We start from the raw sequence: 15,658 nt of genomic DNA, 5'->3' as shown, positions 1-15,658 counted from the left end.
GCATCTCACCCGGGGAGGCTCGCCTGAACCCGGTGCACGGCGATTCCCTCGATCGGGTCGAGCGGTTCGCGCCAGGGGGCACGGCCAATCGCATCCCGCGTGTCCTGGTACCCGGCCGCCCAGCGGCGTTCGATGCCGTGCGTGGAGAAGTCGATATCGCGGTTCATATCGTTGCCGTCGAGTTGCGGTGCATCCAGCTCGACCACATGCATGGTGGTTCCGCAACCCCAGTCGAGCAGTTCCTGCACGGCGGGCTGCGCGCGCTCGCTTTCCGGAATGTGCTTGCCCAGTTCGCGGATCACGTGCCGCAGGCGGTGTATCTGCCGCTGCCGCTCAAGGTGGCATTCCGCGCGGCTGGAGTACTGGATGTCGCGCAGCCGGCTCATTACCTGCCAGATCGAGGTCGGGTCCGGGCCGCTGGCCGGCCACAACTGCACGGCGAAGATCAGCGAACTGCGGCGGGGACGGTCATCCAGGACAGCTTCCAGCGGCGTGTTCGAATAGATGCCGCCGTCCCAGTATGCCTCGCCGTCCACCTGCACCGAGGGAAACCCCGGCGGAAACGCTGCCGAGGCCATCACGTGCGCGACCTTCAGTGGCGCGTCGCGGTTGGTGAAATAGCGCATGCGGCCATTGCGCACGCCGACCGTGCCAACGGTCAGCCGCGTGTTCCCGGCGTTCAGGTAATCGAAGTCGATCAGGTTGCCCAGCGTCGCGCGCAGCGGCTCGGTGGAGTAGAAGGCCGACTGGGCAAGGCCGACCGTGGCGCGCAGCCCCAGCCACCAGGCGGCGGGACTTGGCGTGAAAAACGACGGAATGCCATGGGTGGTAATCGACAGCACCCGCGCCCAGTTTTCCCATTCGCGGAAGTGGCCGCTTGCCTCGCCGGCGCCGCGGTAGGCAATGCCATCCCAGAACCGCTTGAGCCGGGAAAGCCGCTCGGCTGGCGGGTTGCCGGCGATAATGGCCCCATTGATCGCCCCGATCGACGTACCGATCACCCACCGCGGCTCGAGGCCGGCCTCATGCATGGCCTGGTAAACGCCGACCTGGTAGGCGCCAAGCGCGCCGCCACCTTGCAGGACCAGCACGACCTGCCCGGGCAGTTCCGCGAGCGCTTCCGCTGGCGCGGAGACGGATACTTTTGCTGTCTCGCCCATTGCATTCCTTCCTGTCGTGGCACAGGGGCACGACTGTTCGGAAGTATCGTCCTACGTCCGGGGCCAGGCAACCGCGGCGCACTGGCGGCCACGCTGCCCGAACTGCTGCAGGCCCGGGGCGTGAGCTGGCGCATCTACCAGGCCCCGAACAAGAACTGGGGCGGACTGTTGCACGGCGGACTGGCATTCAAGAGCTTCCGCGAATCGGCGCGAGCCGATGCGTGCGAGGCCCTGCCGTCCTCAGACGATATTGATCTCGACATCAATATTGCCGCGCGTCGCCTTGGAGTACGGGCAAAGCTGGTGTGCGGCCGCGGCCAGGGACTGCGCGACCTCCCGGTCAATCCCGGGCAAGCTCACATTGAGCCGTGCCGCCAGGAAGTAGCCATCACCGGCCTGGCCAAGATCCACTTCAGCGTCAACGGCCGCGTCGGCCGGAACCGTGACTTTCGCCACCTGTGCCGCCTTGGCGATTGCGCCGAGGAAGCAGGCCGACCAGCCGGCGCCCAGGAGCTGTTCCGGATTGGTACCGGCGCCGTTGCTGCCGGGCCCTGACAGATCGACGGCCAGACGGCCGTCGGTGCTGCGGGAGTTGCCGTTGCGGCCGCCGACGGTATGGGTCTTGCCGGTGTAAATGACTTTATCGAACTGGTTGATCATTTCGGGGTATTTCAGTTAAGGATGTTGATCGCCACGCGGGGTTGAGCGTCGTCCGGGGTGGCGGCTACCGGCGACGCGATAATCAGGGCAAGTGGATCTTCATGCCGCCGCGATGCGCCAGGTGCGCGGTCCGCTTTCGTGGACACTGTTGCCGCCGGCGTCCACGGCAACGACAACGGGCAGGTTCTCCACATCGAACTCGTAGATGGCTTCCATGCCGAGATCGCCAAACGCCAGGATGCGGGAGGACCGGACCGCCTTGGAGATCAGATAGGCGGCCCCACCGGTTGCCGCCAGATAGACGCAGCCGTTCTTCACGATGGCGCTGATCGCATCCGGCCCGCGCTCGGCCTTGCCGATCATGCCGAGCAAGCCGGTGGATGGCAGCATGCGCCCGGCAAATTTGTCCATCCGCGTTGACGTGGTGGGGCCGCAAGGGCCTACTACTTCGTCACGCACGGGATCAACGGGCCCGACGTAGTAGATCATCCGATTGCGGAAGTCCACCGGCAAGGGCTCGCCACGCGCGAGCATCTCGTCGATCCGCTTGTGCGCGGCGTCGCGCCCGGTCAGCATGCGCCCCGACAGCAGCAGCGTCTCGCCGGCGCGCCAGGTGCGGGTTTCCTCCCGGGTCAGGGTGTTCAGATCGACCCGGCGGCTCGCCGTGCCGTCAGGCAAAGGCAGATCCGGCCAGAGGTCGGGCCAGCGATCCGGCGAGAGCGGCGTCAGCATGACCGGGCCGCTGCCATCGAGTTCGAAGCGCGCATGGCGCGTTGCCGCGCAGTTCGGCACGATGGCGACAGGCATGCTTGCCGCATGCGTGGGGTAGGTCGCAATCCTGACATCGAGCACGGTGGTCAACCCGCCGAGCCCCTGCGCCCCGATGCCGAGCGCATTGATGCGGTCATGGATCTCGATTCGCAGCGCCTCCAGTGCGTTGCGCGGGCCCCGGACCTTGAGATCGAGCATGTCGAGCGGCTCGGTCAGGCTCTGCTTGGCCAGCAGCATGGCCTTCTCGGCCGTGCCGCCGACGCCGATGCCGAGCATGCCGGGAGGACACCAGCCGGCCCCCATCGACGGCACCATGCTGACGATCCAGTCTGCGACCGAATCGCTGGGCATCAGCACCGCGAACTTGCTCTTGTTCTCGCTGCCTCCGCCCTTTGCCATCACGTCGACCACGACGGTGTTGCCTGGCACCAGCTCGACGTGGACGACCGCCGGGGTGTTGTCGCCGGTATTGCGCCGCGCGAACAACGGGTCTTCGACGATGCTGGCACGCAGCGTATTGTCGGGATCGAGATACGCACGACGCACACCAACATTGGCCGCATCGACGATGCCCGACGGGAAGCCGGCGAGCCGGACGTCCATGCCGACGCGCAGGAAGATATTGACGATGCCCGTATCCTGGCAGATCGGACGCCGTCCTTCCGCGCACATCCGCGAGTTGATCAGGATCTGCGCAATCGCCTGCTTGGCCGGCTCGCTGGCCTCGCGTTCATAGGCTGCGGCAAGGTGCCGGATATAGTCGGGAGGGTGATGGTGACTGATGAACTGCAGCGCCGCGGCAATGCTGTCGACAAAGTCTCCATAGGAAACGATGGTGGTCATGATGCCGGCCACCCCGCCTCAGCAACGCTGCTCGCGGAACAGGCCGAGCTTTTCCTGCGCGACGCGGTCCGAATACGAGAACAGCACCAGGTCCTGGCTGGCATGCAGCGTGTAGCGGCTCCAGCCCGGCACCACCACCACGTCGTGCGGCGCAATCTCCAGCTGCTGATCGCCGATCGTGACATGGCCACTACCTTCCACGCAGACGAAGACGATGCTGTCGGTCGAGCGGTACGGCAACGTCGCGAAGCCGGACGGCAGCAACCGGATCATGGTGGCGATGGTCGGCATGGCCCAGCCGCCGTCCACCGGATTGGTGTAGCGCATGAGGTAGCCCGCGTGCGGATCGGGAGCACCGGCGCGTGGCAACGCGAACAACGCCTCGCGCGTACGCGCGTAGGGATAGTTGAAGACCGGGGAGTTCATCGTGGACGCCTGGTAGCCCACCGGCATCAGACCTGTGCCATAGCGCGCGAGTGCGTCGCCTGCAGGGCGCGTGACCGGCGCTTCGCCGGATTTGAATTCCTCGCGGAAGCCGCCGTTGAAGAGCGACACGATAGGAATATCGAGTCCGTCCAGCCAGACCATCGGCGCGTTGCCCTCGTGGCCGTGATGGTGCCATGTCCACGCCGGCGTGATGACGAAATCGCCGGGTTCCATATAGGTTTTCTCGCCGTCCACGGCGGTGTAGGCGCCCGAACCTTCGACGATGAAGCGCAATGCCGATTGGGTATGGCGATGCGCGGGCGCGACTTCGCCCGGCAGGATGAGCTGCAGGCCGGCGTACATCGTTCTGGTGATGCACGAAGTGCCGGGCAGGCCCGGATTCTCCATCAGCAGCACGCGCCGTTCAGCTTCCTCGGCCGAGATCAGGCTCGCCGATTCCATCAGGTACGGGCGGGCCGTTGCATATGCCCAGCGGTGCGCCACGCCCGCCGGTGTGGGTTCCGATGGAATCAGCTTGCGCAGCCGGGTCCAGAGGGCCGCCATCGCATGCGGTTCCAGCTCGCGGTAGAACGCGTCGCGCCGGCTCAACACATCAGGCGTGGGATTGGTTGTCATGATCGGATGCCTCCTGCATCGGTATCAGTGGGCGGCTATGTAATCGGGCTGGGCACTCGGCGCCGCCACGCGGAAGGCCTCGTGACGCATGCAGTGCTCGTAGGCAAGGCGCACGCGCGGGAACGGGTCGAGGCTGAACCCCGCACGCTGCGCATTGGCAACTTGCGGTACCAGGCAGCAGTCGGCCAGGGTCGGGGCGTCGCCGACGCACCAGCCGCCGTCCGCGGGCAGCCACGGTTCCAGTGCGCTGAAGCCCGCGGTGAGCCAATGGGCGACCCATTCGGACTTGTCGGCGTCGGCAATGCCAAGGCGGGCGCTAAGGTACTTCTGCACACGCATGTTGTTCAGCGGGTGCAGGTCGCAGGCGATGGTCAGCGCCAGCTCCAGCACGCGTGTGCGAGCCTGGCCGTCGGCGGGAACCAGCAGCGGCACGGGGCACTTGCGATCGAGATAGTCGATGATCGCCAGGGATTGCGTGATGGTCTGCCCGCCATCCTGGATCGTCGGCACCAGCCGGTTCGGATTGAGCGCCTGGTACCCGGGCCGGTCCTGCTCGCCGGCGCGCAGATTCACGCCGATATGGTCCCAGGGAAGGCCCTTCAGTGCCATGGCGATGCGCACCCGGTACGCCGCCGAACTGTTGAAGAAGTTGTACAGATCCATGCTCGTACCGCCTTCAGGCTACGCGCACTTCGACGTCGGTGAGCCCGGCGATGCCGCCACGCATGACCTCGCCGCTGCGCACCGGCCCGATGCCTTCCGGCGTGCCGGTGAAGATGAGGTCGCCGGGCTGCAGTGTGAAGAACGTCGACAGGTTTGCGACGATCTCGGGCACCGACCAGATCAGCTTGTCCAGGTCACTGCGCTGGCGGTCCTGTCCGTCGACCTGCAGCCAGATCTCTGCGGCTGCCGGATGGCCGACTTCGCTGGCAGGATGCAGCAGTGAAACCGGCGCGGACTGGTCGAAGCTCTTGCCGAGTTCCCACGGGCGGCCCCGGTCGCGCGCCGCGATCTGCAGGTCGCGCCGCGTCATGTCGATGCCGACCCCGTAGCCCCAGATATGCGCATTGGCCTGCTCGACCGGTATATCCCGTCCCGCGCGGCCGATCGCCACCACCAGTTCGATCTCGAAGTGGAACTGCCCGGTCGCCGGCGGATAGGCGATCTGCGCGCCGGCGCCCGCGGGGGCTACCACGATCGCATCGGCAGGCTTGCAGAAGAAGAACGGCGGCTCGCGGCTCGGGTCCATGCCCATCTCGCGTACGTGCGCGGCGTAGTTGCGGCCAACGCAGTAGATGCGGCGCACGGGAAACAGTCCGTCGCCACCGGACACGGGAATCGTGACGGCGGGAATGGGCGGAACGACAAAGGTCATGCGGAACTCCAGGTTTGGGATCTGCAAGGTCAGATCCCGGGTCGATCAGGGGATGAGGGAAGTGGCCGTCATACGGTCAGGCAGGTCTCGGCCTTCCAGCCGTAGAGCCATTCCAGAGAGTCATAGAAGCGCTCCGGCGAACGGCTCTTCCACAGGGAATTGCGCACCAGGCGCTCCACGCCCGACGCGTGGCACAGCCGGCCGAACTCGCGGGTCGACAGGACGACGCGCGCGGTACGGGTGATGCGTGCGTCCTGGTACACGGAAAAGGCGCGCGGCAGGTCGCCGTCGCACGTGCGTACCGCGGCCCCGAGCGTGACGGCGTCCTCGACGGCCATGCATGCGCCCTGCGCCAGGTATTGCAGCAGCGGATGCGCGGCGTCGCCGAGCAGCGTGATGCGGCCGTGCGTCCATTGACCGATGGGTTCGCGGTCTGCGGTGGCCCAGCGGCGCCAGGTCGGCGGCAGGGAGAGCAGGCTCAGCGGACGGGCATCGATGCCCTGGAAGTACGAAAGCACCTCCTCCTGGCTGCCCTCGCTGACGCCCCAGGTCTCCTGCTGGCGGCTGTGGAACGTCACCACGAGGTTGTACTGCTCGCCGGCGCGGACCGGGTAATGCACGACGTGGCAGTTCGGCCCGACCCAGAGCACCGGTGCGTTCCATTGCATGTCGCGCGGGAAATGCCCGGCATCGATCACCGCGCGGTACACCACGTGCCCCGATACGCGCGGCGGGTCGCCGACCAGTTGCTGGCGGATGGCGGACTTCACGCCGTCGGCGCCGACCAGGGCACAGCCGTGGTAGCTGTTGCCCTGTTCGTCGAATGCGGTAACGCCGTCCGCCGACTGCCGGACCTCGATGATGCGCGTTGCGGTGACGAACTCGATCCGGTCGGTCTCGCGCACACCCTCGAGCAGCGAATTGTGGACGTCGGCACGGTGCGTGACCGCGTACGGATTGCCAAAGCGCTTGCGGAAGGCTTCGCCGACCGGGATGTCGGCAACGGTCTTCCCGTCGATCGCATCGATCATCATCATGTGATCGGTGTAGACCGCATGGCTGCGCGTGCGCTCGCCCACGCCAAGCGCGTCAAAGGCGGCGAAGGCATTGGGGCCGAACTGCACGCCCGCGCCGATTTCGCCGATGACGCTGGCCTGCTCCAGCACCTTGACATGGCAGCCCTCGCGCGCCAGCGCGAGCGCCGCCGCAAGCCCGCCGATGCCGCCACCGACGACGAGCACGGGGGATGACTGAGTAGTAATACGCATGACACTCCTTATTTCTGCGGGCGGCATCGGCCACGAAAAGCCGTGACAGGCGCCCCATGCAACGGCGATGAATGAATCAGGTGGCTAGTGGCCGTCCAGTGCAGCGGGCAGCGCGGCGTTCTGCACCGACGCGTCCCCCTGTGCCCTCGGCGCGGCGCGCACCACCCGCAGCACGAGAATCGCGGCAGCGGCAATGGCGGCAGGAACGGCGCTGCACACGAAGATGGCCTTGATGCCGAATCCGCTCGCGAGCAAGGCGCCGACGACAAGCGGCCCGCTAACCTGGCCCATGCGGCCCAGCGCCATGGCCCAGCCCACGCCGGTGGCGCGCATCCCGCTCGGGTAGCTCAGCACGGCCAGGCCCAGCAGCCCTGAACTGCCGGCGCCCAGGAAGATGCCGGACAGCGTGGCCGCGAGCCCCAGCGCGGGCAGCGACCCGGTGGCGTAACCGAGCACGGACACGCTGAGCGCACCGAGCAGGAACAGCGGCGGCAGCGTCAGGTACGGACCGAAGCGGTCCACCAGGCGGCCACCCGCGGCGGTACCAGCCACACTACCGAGATTGATCAGGGCGACCACGAGCGCGGCATCGTGCTCGCCGACGCCCTCGCCGCGCAGCAGCGCAGGCGTCCACAGCACCAGCACGATCAACAGCACAAAGCACATGAAGAATCCGGTCCAGAGCAGCAGCGTGGCAACGAGCCGCCCTCCCGACAGCAGTTCCCGGAATGGCAGGCCACGCACGCGTTCCTCGGCATCGACATAGGTGACCTGGCGATCGGACGCTGACGGCTGGCCCGCGATGCGCGCGACGATGGCGCGTACCGCCTCCTGGCCGTCCTTGCGGCGCAGCAGGAACGGGAGCGATTCAGGCAGGCCCACGATGACCAGCAGCGCCAGCCCCAGCGGCAGCGCGCCGCCGAGATAGAACAGCGCGGGCCAGCCGTAGTGCGGCACGATGTACGAGCTGGCGAGCGCGCCCACGGCACCACCGAGCGGAAAGCCGGCATAGAGCACGCCGGTCATCATGCCGCGCATGGGCCGCGGCGTGTATTCGGCAGACAGCGCCAGCAGGTTCGGAATCGCGCCGCCAAGGCCGAGGCCGGCGAGGAACCGCACCAGCAGCAGTTCCGGCAGCGTGGACGCATGCGGCGTCAGCAGCGAAAACACCGAGAAGACCACGATCGCCGCCGCCAGCAGCCAGCGGCGGCCAAAGCGGTCCGCCAGCGGGCCCAGCAGGAAGGCGCCAAGCATGGCGCCCAGCAGGCCCGCGGAGAAGACCTGCCCGAACAGTGCGATGGCAATGTCGAGCGAGGAAGACATGGCCTTCGCCGCAAAGCCGATCGCCTGGGTATCGAAACCATCCATCAGCACGATAAGGAAGCAGACGATGAAGATGCGAAGCCGATAGGCACCTAGAGGCCGTGCGTCGATGACCGACGCAATGCTGGTTGGGGGCGTGTACATGGGTCTCCTTGTTTGCGCGGTCTGTTGTTTGATTGAGGCCTGACCCGGTCAGGCCCGATCCGGCCGGCCGTTGCGCCGCGCTGCGGGCAAACCGGATGACGGAAGTCTCGTTCCTCGCCTATCATTCGGCAATCAAATGAACGGAATGACGGTCATGAACGAAATGGATAATTTCGATATGAACCTGCTGCGCGTGTTCGATGCGCTGTGGCGGCATGGTCACCTGGGCCGCGCGGCCGAGGAGATCGGCGTGAGCCAGCCGGCCATGTCGCACGCGTTGCAGCGGATGCGCGACCAGCTCGGCGATCCGCTGTTCCTGAAGGTCCGCACCGGCATGCAGCCGTCGCCGCGCGCCGTAGTGCTGGCACCCGTGGTGCAGGGCGTGTTATCCGAGGTGCGGGAGCATCTGCTGACGGCGCCGCGCTTCGATCCCGCGCAGGCGCGGCGGACCTTCACGCTGGCGCTGTCCGACGTCGGCGAAGCGGCATTCCTGCCGCGCCTGCTGGCCCGGCTCATGAAAGAGGCGCCGCATGTGGACGTGCGCACGGTATCGGCGCGGCACACGGACATCATGGATCAGCTCGAACGCGGCAGGATCGACCTGGCCATCGGCTACTATCCGGACCTCGGCGGCTCGGATGTATTCCAGCAGCGCCTGTTCCGGCACGGGTTCGTGTGCCTGGCGCGCAAGAATCACCCGGTGGCACGCGGACGCATGACCGCGGAACAGTTCCGTGAACTGCCGCATGCGGTGATCCAGAGCGAAAGCCGCAGCCAGGAGCTGGTCGAGTCGTATCTGCGCCAGCATGGCATCGCGCGGCGCGAGATGCTGCGTTCCCCGCATTTCCTCAGCATTCCGCTCGTGGTCGCATCGACCGACCTGGTCGTCACGGTGCCGCTGCCGGTGGGCGAGCTGTTCGCGCGCATCGCCGATGTACAGGTCCTCGAGCCACCGTTCCCGATTCCCGCCTTTGATCTCAGGCAGCATTGGCACCGCTGTCAGCATGACGACCCGGGCAATCGCTGGCTGCGCTCGGTCACCCAGGAACTGTTCGGCGAATCTCCTGGCGAGTAGCGCGCCCGTGCATCGCATCCATTAAAGGCAACGAGGGCGATCATCGGATCGCCCTCGTTCATGATTGCCTGCGCGTTCGTCGCGAAATGCCGATCGACAGACAGTCCTCCAGGAGAATCAGGAACGCGCCGCATGGCAACGTGCCAGCGCCGTGCGCAGCAGGACGACAACCAGCGACCAGCACAGCAACGCCTCGTGGTTGTGGACGGCTTCGCTGGTGCGCGTCGTGGCGGCGGATGTGATGGGTTGCACATTTACTCCTCAACGGATAGGTGGTGTGGTGGAGGAGCACGCGCCGGTGGCGCAGGCCACCGCAATGATCTGTTTCTGCTGCACCGAAAGCGCGCCGTCTGCAAAAGCCGCGTGGTCCAATGCACGGAAGCTCTTCATCGCTTCAGGAGCGTTTTCGTCCAGCTTCCTCAAACGAGGCACGATCCTTCATATCGAGCATGGAAAACTCCATCAAGGTTGGGATTGGAGTACGTATGATAGGAAGGGCAAGGTTCCGCCTGGTCTTAGTTTGGTTTCAATTCGTCCAATGATGGCATCCGCCCCTTCCGCACATCGTGTGCTCGAACATTTCCTTGCCACACTGGACATCGGTGTCACGCACATCACACGGTGCGACATCCGCGACGGGTGGAGCGTGCGCTTCGAAGCGTGTGAAACAGCCAGCCTCCACTACTGCCTGGACGGCCGCGGCACGCTCGACGCAGGCAATGGCCACCGCGTCGCGTTGCAGCCGCACAGTTTCGTCCTGATGCCTCCCGGCGTCTCCTACCGGCTCGAATGCGTGTCCGAGTCGCCGGCTATGTCAGTGGATCGGGCAAGGCTTGGCTCATGGTCCGCGCGCGAAACGGCGCCGACGCTGAAGGTGGGCGAAGCGGCAGCGGGGATCGAGTTGGCGTGCGGGGAGTTGCGCTTTGCGACGGACACCGCCGATCCCTTCAGGATGCTGCGGCATCCGATCGTGACGCGCTTCGATGGCCCAGCGGGGCTGAGAGACCAGTTCGTCATGCTGCTGGCGGAATCCGCGCAGCCCGGACTGGGATCGAGGGTGCTGATCGAGGCATTGCTCAAGCAATGCCTGGTCATGCTGCTGCGGCGTCAGATGGAAAGCGATAACGCGCAGCTGTCGTGGACGGCGGCCGTTGCCGATCCCCGGCTGCTGCTCGCGCTGGAAAAGCTCTTTGAACAACCCGAAGCACCACTGTCGGTGCAGCGATTGGCCGATCTGGCGGGAATGAGCCGTTCAGCGTTCGCTTCGCACTTCGAACGGGCGTTCGGCCAGACGCCGATGGCCATGCTGCGAACGGTGCGGCTGCACAAGGCCGCGGAATTGCTGGCGACCACGACGCTGCAGATTTCCCAGGTGGCGCACGCCGTGGGTTTCTCCAGTCGCAGCAATTTCTCGCAGGCGTTCCACAAACAGCATGGTGTGGACCCAAGCGGATTCCGGCAGCGAACGGCGCCTCGTCGGCGCGTGGGTGGCGACTGATTCCGGTTGCGGATTCAACCGATCGCGGCGTGCTGTGCAAGTACTGTCGCCGGCTGTGCCAGCGACTACTCTGTACTTACGCACGGACCGGCATCGGCTCGTGCGTCGACGAAACTCCTCCTCCAAAAAGGAAGGACAACAATCATGCGTTCCCCCCTGAGACATGCGTCCGTCGCCGCGTCCGCCCTGGCACTCTGCGTGACGGCTTTTGCACAAGGCGCACCGGATCCCATCCGCCCCCCGGCAATCCTTCCACTCGAATCCGAGCAGGCGCCCAGGCTGGTCCCGTATCCGCCGCTGGCCGAACCGTTGGCCCGCGGTGTCGTCATCGTGCAGTTCCGGACCGAACACTTCCGTGTCATGCCGGTGTTCGGCAAGACCGCCACACAGGTATCGCCGCGCATCGGGCATCTTCATGTGACGGTCGACGACTCGCACATTACCTGGGCCCACACCAACGAGGATCCCGTCATCGTAGTGGGGCTGCCCCCGGGGGCCCACAAGCTTCGGCTCGAACTGGCCGATCCCAGCCACAAGATCCTGGCCACGGAGACCATTGCCTTCACCTTGCCTGACCCGAAGGCGCCGGCGGCGCTCAAGCATTGATCTCTGATTGTTGCTTCTGGAAGCCCTAGATCGGGTACTGCGGCGCTTCGCCCTGAATGGTCATCCACTGCCACTGGGTAAATTCCTCCCAGTTGGCCGCTCCGCCGATGCTGGTACCGTTGCCAGACGCGCCCACGCCGCCGACCGGGTTGATGGCCTCGTCGTTGACGGTCTGGTCATTGATATGCAGCATGCCAGTGCGCAGGCGCTCCCCCATGCGCAATGCCCTGCCGACATTACTGGAGACGATGCCCATCGACAGCCCGTACTCGGTACGGTTGGCCAGCGCAATCGCATCTTCATCCGTGTCGAACGGCACCACCACGGCCACCGGCCCGAATATCTCTTCGCTGAAGGCAGGACTATCCGGTGTGACGTCGCTGAGCACGGTCGGCTCGAAGAACAGGTCGCGATACCCGCCGCCGGTTGCGATGCGGGCACCGGAACGCTGTGCGTCGCTGACGATCCTGGCAACGTTATCGCGCTGGCTTTCATTGATCAGCGGCCCTAGCGCGACGTCGCCTTCAGCGGGATCCCCGACGGTCAGGCTCGCGGCCTTGGCCGCCAGCTTCCCGACGAACCGGTCGTGGATGGCACGCTGCACCAGCACGCGCCCGGTGGCCATGCAGACCTGGCCCTGGTGCAGGAAGGTGCCCCATGCGGTGTTTGCAACCGCGAGATCGAGATCGGCATCATCGAGGACGATCAGCGAATTCTTGCCGCCCAGCTCCAGCGAGACTTTCTTCAGGTGCCGGCCCGCGGCCTCCCCGACCTTGCGGCCCGCGGCCGTGGAACCGGTGAACTGAATCATCGCCACATTCGGATCGGCCGTCAGCGCCGCACCGGCGGCACCATCGCCCGGCAGCACGTGCAGCGCGCCAGCCGGCAGGCCGGCGAGTTCAAACAGCCGCGCGACCACGAAGCCACCGGACACCGCCGTGCGCGGATCGGGCTTGAGCACCACCGCGTTGCCCAGCGCCAGCGCCGGCGCAACGGCCCGCATCGCCAGGTAGAGCGGGAAATTGAACGGCGAGATGACGCCAACTACGCCAAGCGGCCGCCGGCGTGCCAGCGACAGCCGCCCGGGCACGGAAGGCAATACCTCTCCGGCTGAGCGCGATGGCAGCCCTGCGGCTTCCTGCAGAACCTTGATGGTGATCGTGGTCTCGAACGCCGCCTTCGCTCGCGTGGAGCCGCCTTCGCGCACGATCCAGCCGACGATCTCGTCGAAATGTGTCTCGGCAACTCGCACAGCCCTGCGCAGCACACATGCGCGTTCTTCATAGTGCAGGCTGGCCCAGCCCGGCTGCGCCTTCGCCGCGGCCTCGGCCGAACTGGCAATCGTCGAGATATCGGCCATGCCGATACGGCCCAGTTCCCGGCCCGTAGCGGGCTCGATCACGCCGGTCGCGAAGCTGCCAGCCTGCCAGCGCCCGGTAAAGAGCTGGCCGGTCCAGATGTTCTTGTCGAGCAGGCCGGGGGAATGCGTAAGGTTCATCAAAGCTCCAGTTCCTGTGGTGTGGGGATCAAGAGCAAGTATAGACGTAAACAACGAGTAAAGCAGTCGCTGTTTAGTCACGCATCGCTGGCAGGTCAGATGTGACGAGTTTGAAAAAGCCGGCGAAAAAAAGCCCCTCAAGCGATGAGGAGCCTCAAGGCAATGCCGGTGACCTGAACGCGCGGACCTCAGGCGTTCTTGCGTGAACCCCCGCGCGTGGGCGCAGCTCTTTCGCCCCGCCGGTTGGCCGCACGATCCGACAGCCAGTTGACAACCTGCACCCCGTAGCTGGCCGGCGTCTTGTCATTGACGCGCTGAGAAAGGTCGGCCAGGGTATGCCGTTTCAGTTCCGCTCGCATCGCCTTCTCCGCCGCCTGCATGACGGCGTGAATCGAACAAACGCCACGTGTCGCCCAACCCGGTGCGTCGTCATTGAAGACGGCACAGCGGCCGCGGATCTCGAGGCAGTCGAACAGCGGCTTCTCGCCGTCGATCGCGACCACGACATCGTGAACGGTAATGTGGTTGGCAGGCCGCGCGAGCCGGAATCCGCCCTTGATGCCCTCCGTGGCGACTACCAGCTTGGCCTTGGCCAGCCTGGTGAACAGCTTGGCCAGGAAGTCGTGTGGAACGCCCTGAAGCTCAGCCAGGTCACGGACACTCGCCTCTTCCACAGCCGCCGGCGACCGCGTCAGGTACAGCAGGCAGTGGATGCTGTATTCAACGCCTGTACTGATTTGGGACATAGCATACTAGGACTTTGTATATCGTAGTTGAAATGCTATACAACTTCTGCGGGAACCGCAAGGCGCGCCGTCAGGATTGTTGCCGCTGGCTCCATCCGCCCCCGAGGCTGCGCACCAGCGACACCGTCGCCGCGGCACGCAAGCCTGCCACCGCATTAGCATCGCGCTGCGACTGCAGCACGGTGCGGTCGGCGTCGATCACGGTCAGGTAGTCAACGGCACCGGCATCGTAGCGGCTGCGCGAAATGCGCTGCGCCCGTTTCGCGCCGGCCAGGGCGCCGTCGAGCGCCGTGGCCTGCTGGCTGAGCCAGCGCACATCGGCCAGGCTGTCCTCCACCTCACGGAACGCCGACAGCACGGTCTGCCGGTAGCGCGCCACGCTCTCCTCGTGCGCGGCGCGGGTGCCAGCCAGGTTTGATCGGTTGCGGCCACCGTCGAGCACGGTCTGCGCCACCGTCGAACCGACCAGCGGGCCCAGCAGCCACGTGCGCGACGACCACTGGAACAGGTTCGACAGGTCCGAAGACTCGAAGCCGAACAGCGCCGTGAGCGAGATGCGCGGGAAAAACGCCGCGCGGGCGATGCCGATGCGCGCATTGGCTGCTGCCATCTGGCGCTCCGCCGCCGCAATATCGGGCCGGCGCTCGAGCAGTTCCGACGGCAGCCCCGCCGGCACGGCCACCGGAGCGGTATCGAACGGCCGGGCGGCGAGTCCGAACTGCGCGGGCGCCACGCCGGTCAGTACGGCCAGCGCGTGTTCCTGGTTGGCTCGGCGGCGTTCGATGCCGGCCAGGTCGGAGCGCGCCGTGCCCAGTTCGCTTTCGGCGCGGGCCGGATCCAGGTTGGTGGTCTCCCCTGCTTCGTAGCGCTTGCGCAGCAGCGACAGCGCGCCCTCACGCAGCCTGATCGTCGCATTGAGCAGCTCACGGTCACTGTCCAGCGTGCGCAGCGCGAAGTAGGCCTGCGCCACGTCGGCCTGCAGCGCCAGCTGCACCGACCGGTACAGCTCCTCAGCACCCCGCTCGTCGGCGCGCGCGGCGTTCACGCTGCTGGCCACGCGGCCAAACAGGTCAAGCTCATAGCTGGCGAACGCACGGGCCTTGAGCACCGTCCGGGGCGCCACGCGCGCGCCATCGGGCAGCCCCTGCGAGGCGGCCGACGACTGGGAGCGCGTCGGGTCCAGGCCCACGCTCAGTTGCGGGTACCGGTCCGCCTCGGTGGCGCCGGTGAACGCACGCGCCTGCTTCAGGCGCGCCGCCGCCGCGGCCAGCTCCTGGTTGTGAGTGTTGGCCGCGTCGATCAGCCGGTCCAGATCGGCATCGCCAAACAGCTTCCACCACTCACCGCGCTGCTGGCCTTCGGCGGGCGTGGCGGTCTTCCATTGCGCGCTCTCGGCCTGCGCGGCTTCAGCTTCCTTGAAGGCCGGCACGGTGACGGTCTCCGGCACCTTGTAGGTCGGCGCCAGCGAGCAGCCGGCCAGGATCAGCGCGGCCGCTAGTGTGGCGATTCGGGGCAACTGCGTTGTGATGTGGGCAATCATTTGTGTTTCCTTGACTGTTCTGTGCTCCGGCGGCTTCAACGCCGCCGAGGTAGCTCCCCTCTCCCGCTTGCGGGAGAGGGAAGCAAACA

15 protein-coding genes are annotated in these 15,658 nt (G+C 66.2%); 3 read left to right on the top strand and 12 right to left on the bottom strand.

The features are described 5' to 3' along the window. Positions 1–5 precede the first annotated feature (5 nt). The 8 genes from AC5WJ1_RS24400 to AC5WJ1_RS24365 all read right to left on the bottom strand — a co-directional run bounded on the left by AC5WJ1_RS24400 (position 6) and on the right by AC5WJ1_RS24365 (position 8,606). Positions 6–1,160, bottom strand: coding sequence for a patatin-like phospholipase family protein (locus tag AC5WJ1_RS24400; protein WP_135703078.1), 1,155 nt, complete (start codon positions 1,158–1,160; stop codon positions 6–8). Positions 1,161–1,400: 240 nt separating this feature from the next. Then, complete coding sequence (locus tag AC5WJ1_RS24395; RefSeq protein ID WP_133095759.1) at positions 1,401–1,820, bottom strand: organic hydroperoxide resistance protein; 420 nt, start codon at positions 1,818–1,820, stop codon at positions 1,401–1,403. Positions 1,821–1,919: 99 nt separating this feature from the next. Beyond that, positions 1,920–3,434: a fumarate hydratase gene (locus tag AC5WJ1_RS24390; RefSeq protein WP_135703079.1), complete on the bottom strand. Its 1,515-nt coding sequence runs from the start codon at positions 3,432–3,434 to the stop codon at positions 1,920–1,922. Positions 3,435–3,452: 18 nt separating this feature from the next. Then, positions 3,453–4,496, bottom strand: coding sequence for a gentisate 1,2-dioxygenase (gtdA, locus tag AC5WJ1_RS24385; RefSeq protein WP_135703080.1), 1,044 nt, complete (start codon positions 4,494–4,496; stop codon positions 3,453–3,455). Positions 4,497–4,520: 24 nt separating this feature from the next. Beyond that, on the bottom strand, positions 4,521–5,159 hold the full coding sequence (gene maiA / locus AC5WJ1_RS24380) for a maleylacetoacetate isomerase (protein WP_195426893.1): 639 nt from the start codon (positions 5,157–5,159) through the stop codon (positions 4,521–4,523). A 13-nt stretch (positions 5,160–5,172) separates the two neighbouring features. After that, positions 5,173–5,871, bottom strand: coding sequence for a fumarylacetoacetate hydrolase family protein (locus AC5WJ1_RS24375; RefSeq protein WP_135703082.1), 699 nt, complete (start codon positions 5,869–5,871; stop codon positions 5,173–5,175). A gap of 68 nt (positions 5,872–5,939) precedes the next feature. After that, positions 5,940–7,139 (bottom strand): 3-hydroxybenzoate 6-monooxygenase, encoded by a 1,200-nt coding sequence (locus AC5WJ1_RS24370; protein WP_494476608.1) that lies wholly within the window; start codon positions 7,137–7,139, stop codon positions 5,940–5,942. A gap of 84 nt (positions 7,140–7,223) precedes the next feature. Further along, a complete protein-coding gene (locus tag AC5WJ1_RS24365; protein WP_494476607.1) occupies positions 7,224–8,606 on the bottom strand; it encodes an MFS transporter in 1,383 nt (460 codons plus the stop codon). 70 nt (positions 8,607–8,676) lie between these two features. Here AC5WJ1_RS24365 and AC5WJ1_RS24360 point away from each other — a divergent pair, with 70 nt between their 5' ends. Continuing rightward, complete coding sequence (locus tag AC5WJ1_RS24360; protein WP_434034454.1) at positions 8,677–9,681, top strand: LysR family transcriptional regulator; 1,005 nt, start codon at positions 8,677–8,679, stop codon at positions 9,679–9,681. A gap of 117 nt (positions 9,682–9,798) precedes the next feature. Here the strand turns inward: AC5WJ1_RS24360 and AC5WJ1_RS24355 are convergent, their stop codons facing one another. Beyond that, complete coding sequence (locus tag AC5WJ1_RS24355; RefSeq protein WP_255519627.1) at positions 9,799–9,933, bottom strand: hypothetical protein; 135 nt, start codon at positions 9,931–9,933, stop codon at positions 9,799–9,801. A 46-nt stretch (positions 9,934–9,979) separates the two neighbouring features. Here AC5WJ1_RS24355 and AC5WJ1_RS24350 point away from each other — a divergent pair, with 46 nt between their 5' ends. Then, on the top strand, positions 9,980–11,179 hold the full coding sequence (locus AC5WJ1_RS24350; protein ID WP_240745830.1) for an AraC family transcriptional regulator: 1,200 nt from the start codon (positions 9,980–9,982) through the stop codon (positions 11,177–11,179). A 144-nt stretch (positions 11,180–11,323) separates the two neighbouring features. After that, positions 11,324–11,785: a DUF6130 family protein gene (locus AC5WJ1_RS24345; RefSeq protein ID WP_135703085.1), complete on the top strand. Its 462-nt coding sequence runs from the start codon at positions 11,324–11,326 to the stop codon at positions 11,783–11,785. 25 nt (positions 11,786–11,810) lie between these two features. On the opposite strand, the gene AC5WJ1_RS24340 is transcribed toward AC5WJ1_RS24345, so the two are convergent. The 3 genes from AC5WJ1_RS24340 to AC5WJ1_RS24330 form a co-directional block, all read right to left on the bottom strand. Beyond that, positions 11,811–13,283 carry a benzaldehyde dehydrogenase gene (locus AC5WJ1_RS24340; protein ID WP_434034450.1) on the bottom strand — a complete coding sequence of 491 codons (1,473 nt, stop codon included), beginning with the start codon at positions 13,281–13,283 and terminating at the stop codon, positions 11,811–11,813. A gap of 188 nt (positions 13,284–13,471) precedes the next feature. Next, entirely contained in the window at positions 13,472–14,029 is a 558-nt protein-coding gene (locus tag AC5WJ1_RS24335; protein WP_494476606.1) for an RrF2 family transcriptional regulator, read from the bottom strand. A 70-nt stretch (positions 14,030–14,099) separates the two neighbouring features. Next, a complete protein-coding gene (locus AC5WJ1_RS24330; protein ID WP_135703088.1) occupies positions 14,100–15,569 on the bottom strand; it encodes an efflux transporter outer membrane subunit in 1,470 nt (489 codons plus the stop codon). Between the last annotated feature and the right edge of the window lie 89 nt (positions 15,570–15,658).

This window comes from Cupriavidus sp. MEYA8 (assembly GCF_059278825.1).
Note: the sequence above shows the minus strand (reverse complement) of the source record. Positions and strands in the feature narration are given on the sequence as shown.

Coding starts and splice junctions, on each gene's coding strand:
- AC5WJ1_RS24395 (WP_133095759.1), bottom strand. CDS start 1,820: ATGATCAACCAGTTCGATAAAGTCATTTACACCGGCAAGACCCATACC.
- AC5WJ1_RS24365 (WP_494476607.1), bottom strand. CDS start 8,606: ATGTACACGCCCCCAACCAGCATTGCGTCGGTCATCGACGCACGGCCT.
- gtdA (WP_135703080.1), bottom strand. CDS start 4,496: ATGACAACCAATCCCACGCCTGATGTGTTGAGCCGGCGCGACGCGTTC.
- AC5WJ1_RS24345 (WP_135703085.1), top strand. CDS start 11,324: ATGCGTTCCCCCCTGAGACATGCGTCCGTCGCCGCGTCCGCCCTGGCA.
- AC5WJ1_RS24390 (WP_135703079.1), bottom strand. CDS start 3,434: ATGACCACCATCGTTTCCTATGGAGACTTTGTCGACAGCATTGCCGCG.
- AC5WJ1_RS24370 (WP_494476608.1), bottom strand. CDS start 7,139: ATGCGTATTACTACTCAGTCATCCCCCGTGCTCGTCGTCGGTGGCGGC.
- AC5WJ1_RS24340 (WP_434034450.1), bottom strand. CDS start 13,283: ATGAACCTTACGCATTCCCCCGGCCTGCTCGACAAGAACATCTGGACC.
- AC5WJ1_RS24375 (WP_135703082.1), bottom strand. CDS start 5,871: ATGACCTTTGTCGTTCCGCCCATTCCCGCCGTCACGATTCCCGTGTCC.
- AC5WJ1_RS24330 (WP_135703088.1), bottom strand. CDS start 15,569: ATGATTGCCCACATCACAACGCAGTTGCCCCGAATCGCCACACTAGCG.
- maiA (WP_195426893.1), bottom strand. CDS start 5,159: ATGGATCTGTACAACTTCTTCAACAGTTCGGCGGCGTACCGGGTGCGC.
- AC5WJ1_RS24335 (WP_494476606.1), bottom strand. CDS start 14,029: ATGTCCCAAATCAGTACAGGCGTTGAATACAGCATCCACTGCCTGCTG.
- AC5WJ1_RS24400 (WP_135703078.1), bottom strand. CDS start 1,160: ATGGGCGAGACAGCAAAAGTATCCGTCTCCGCGCCAGCGGAAGCGCTC.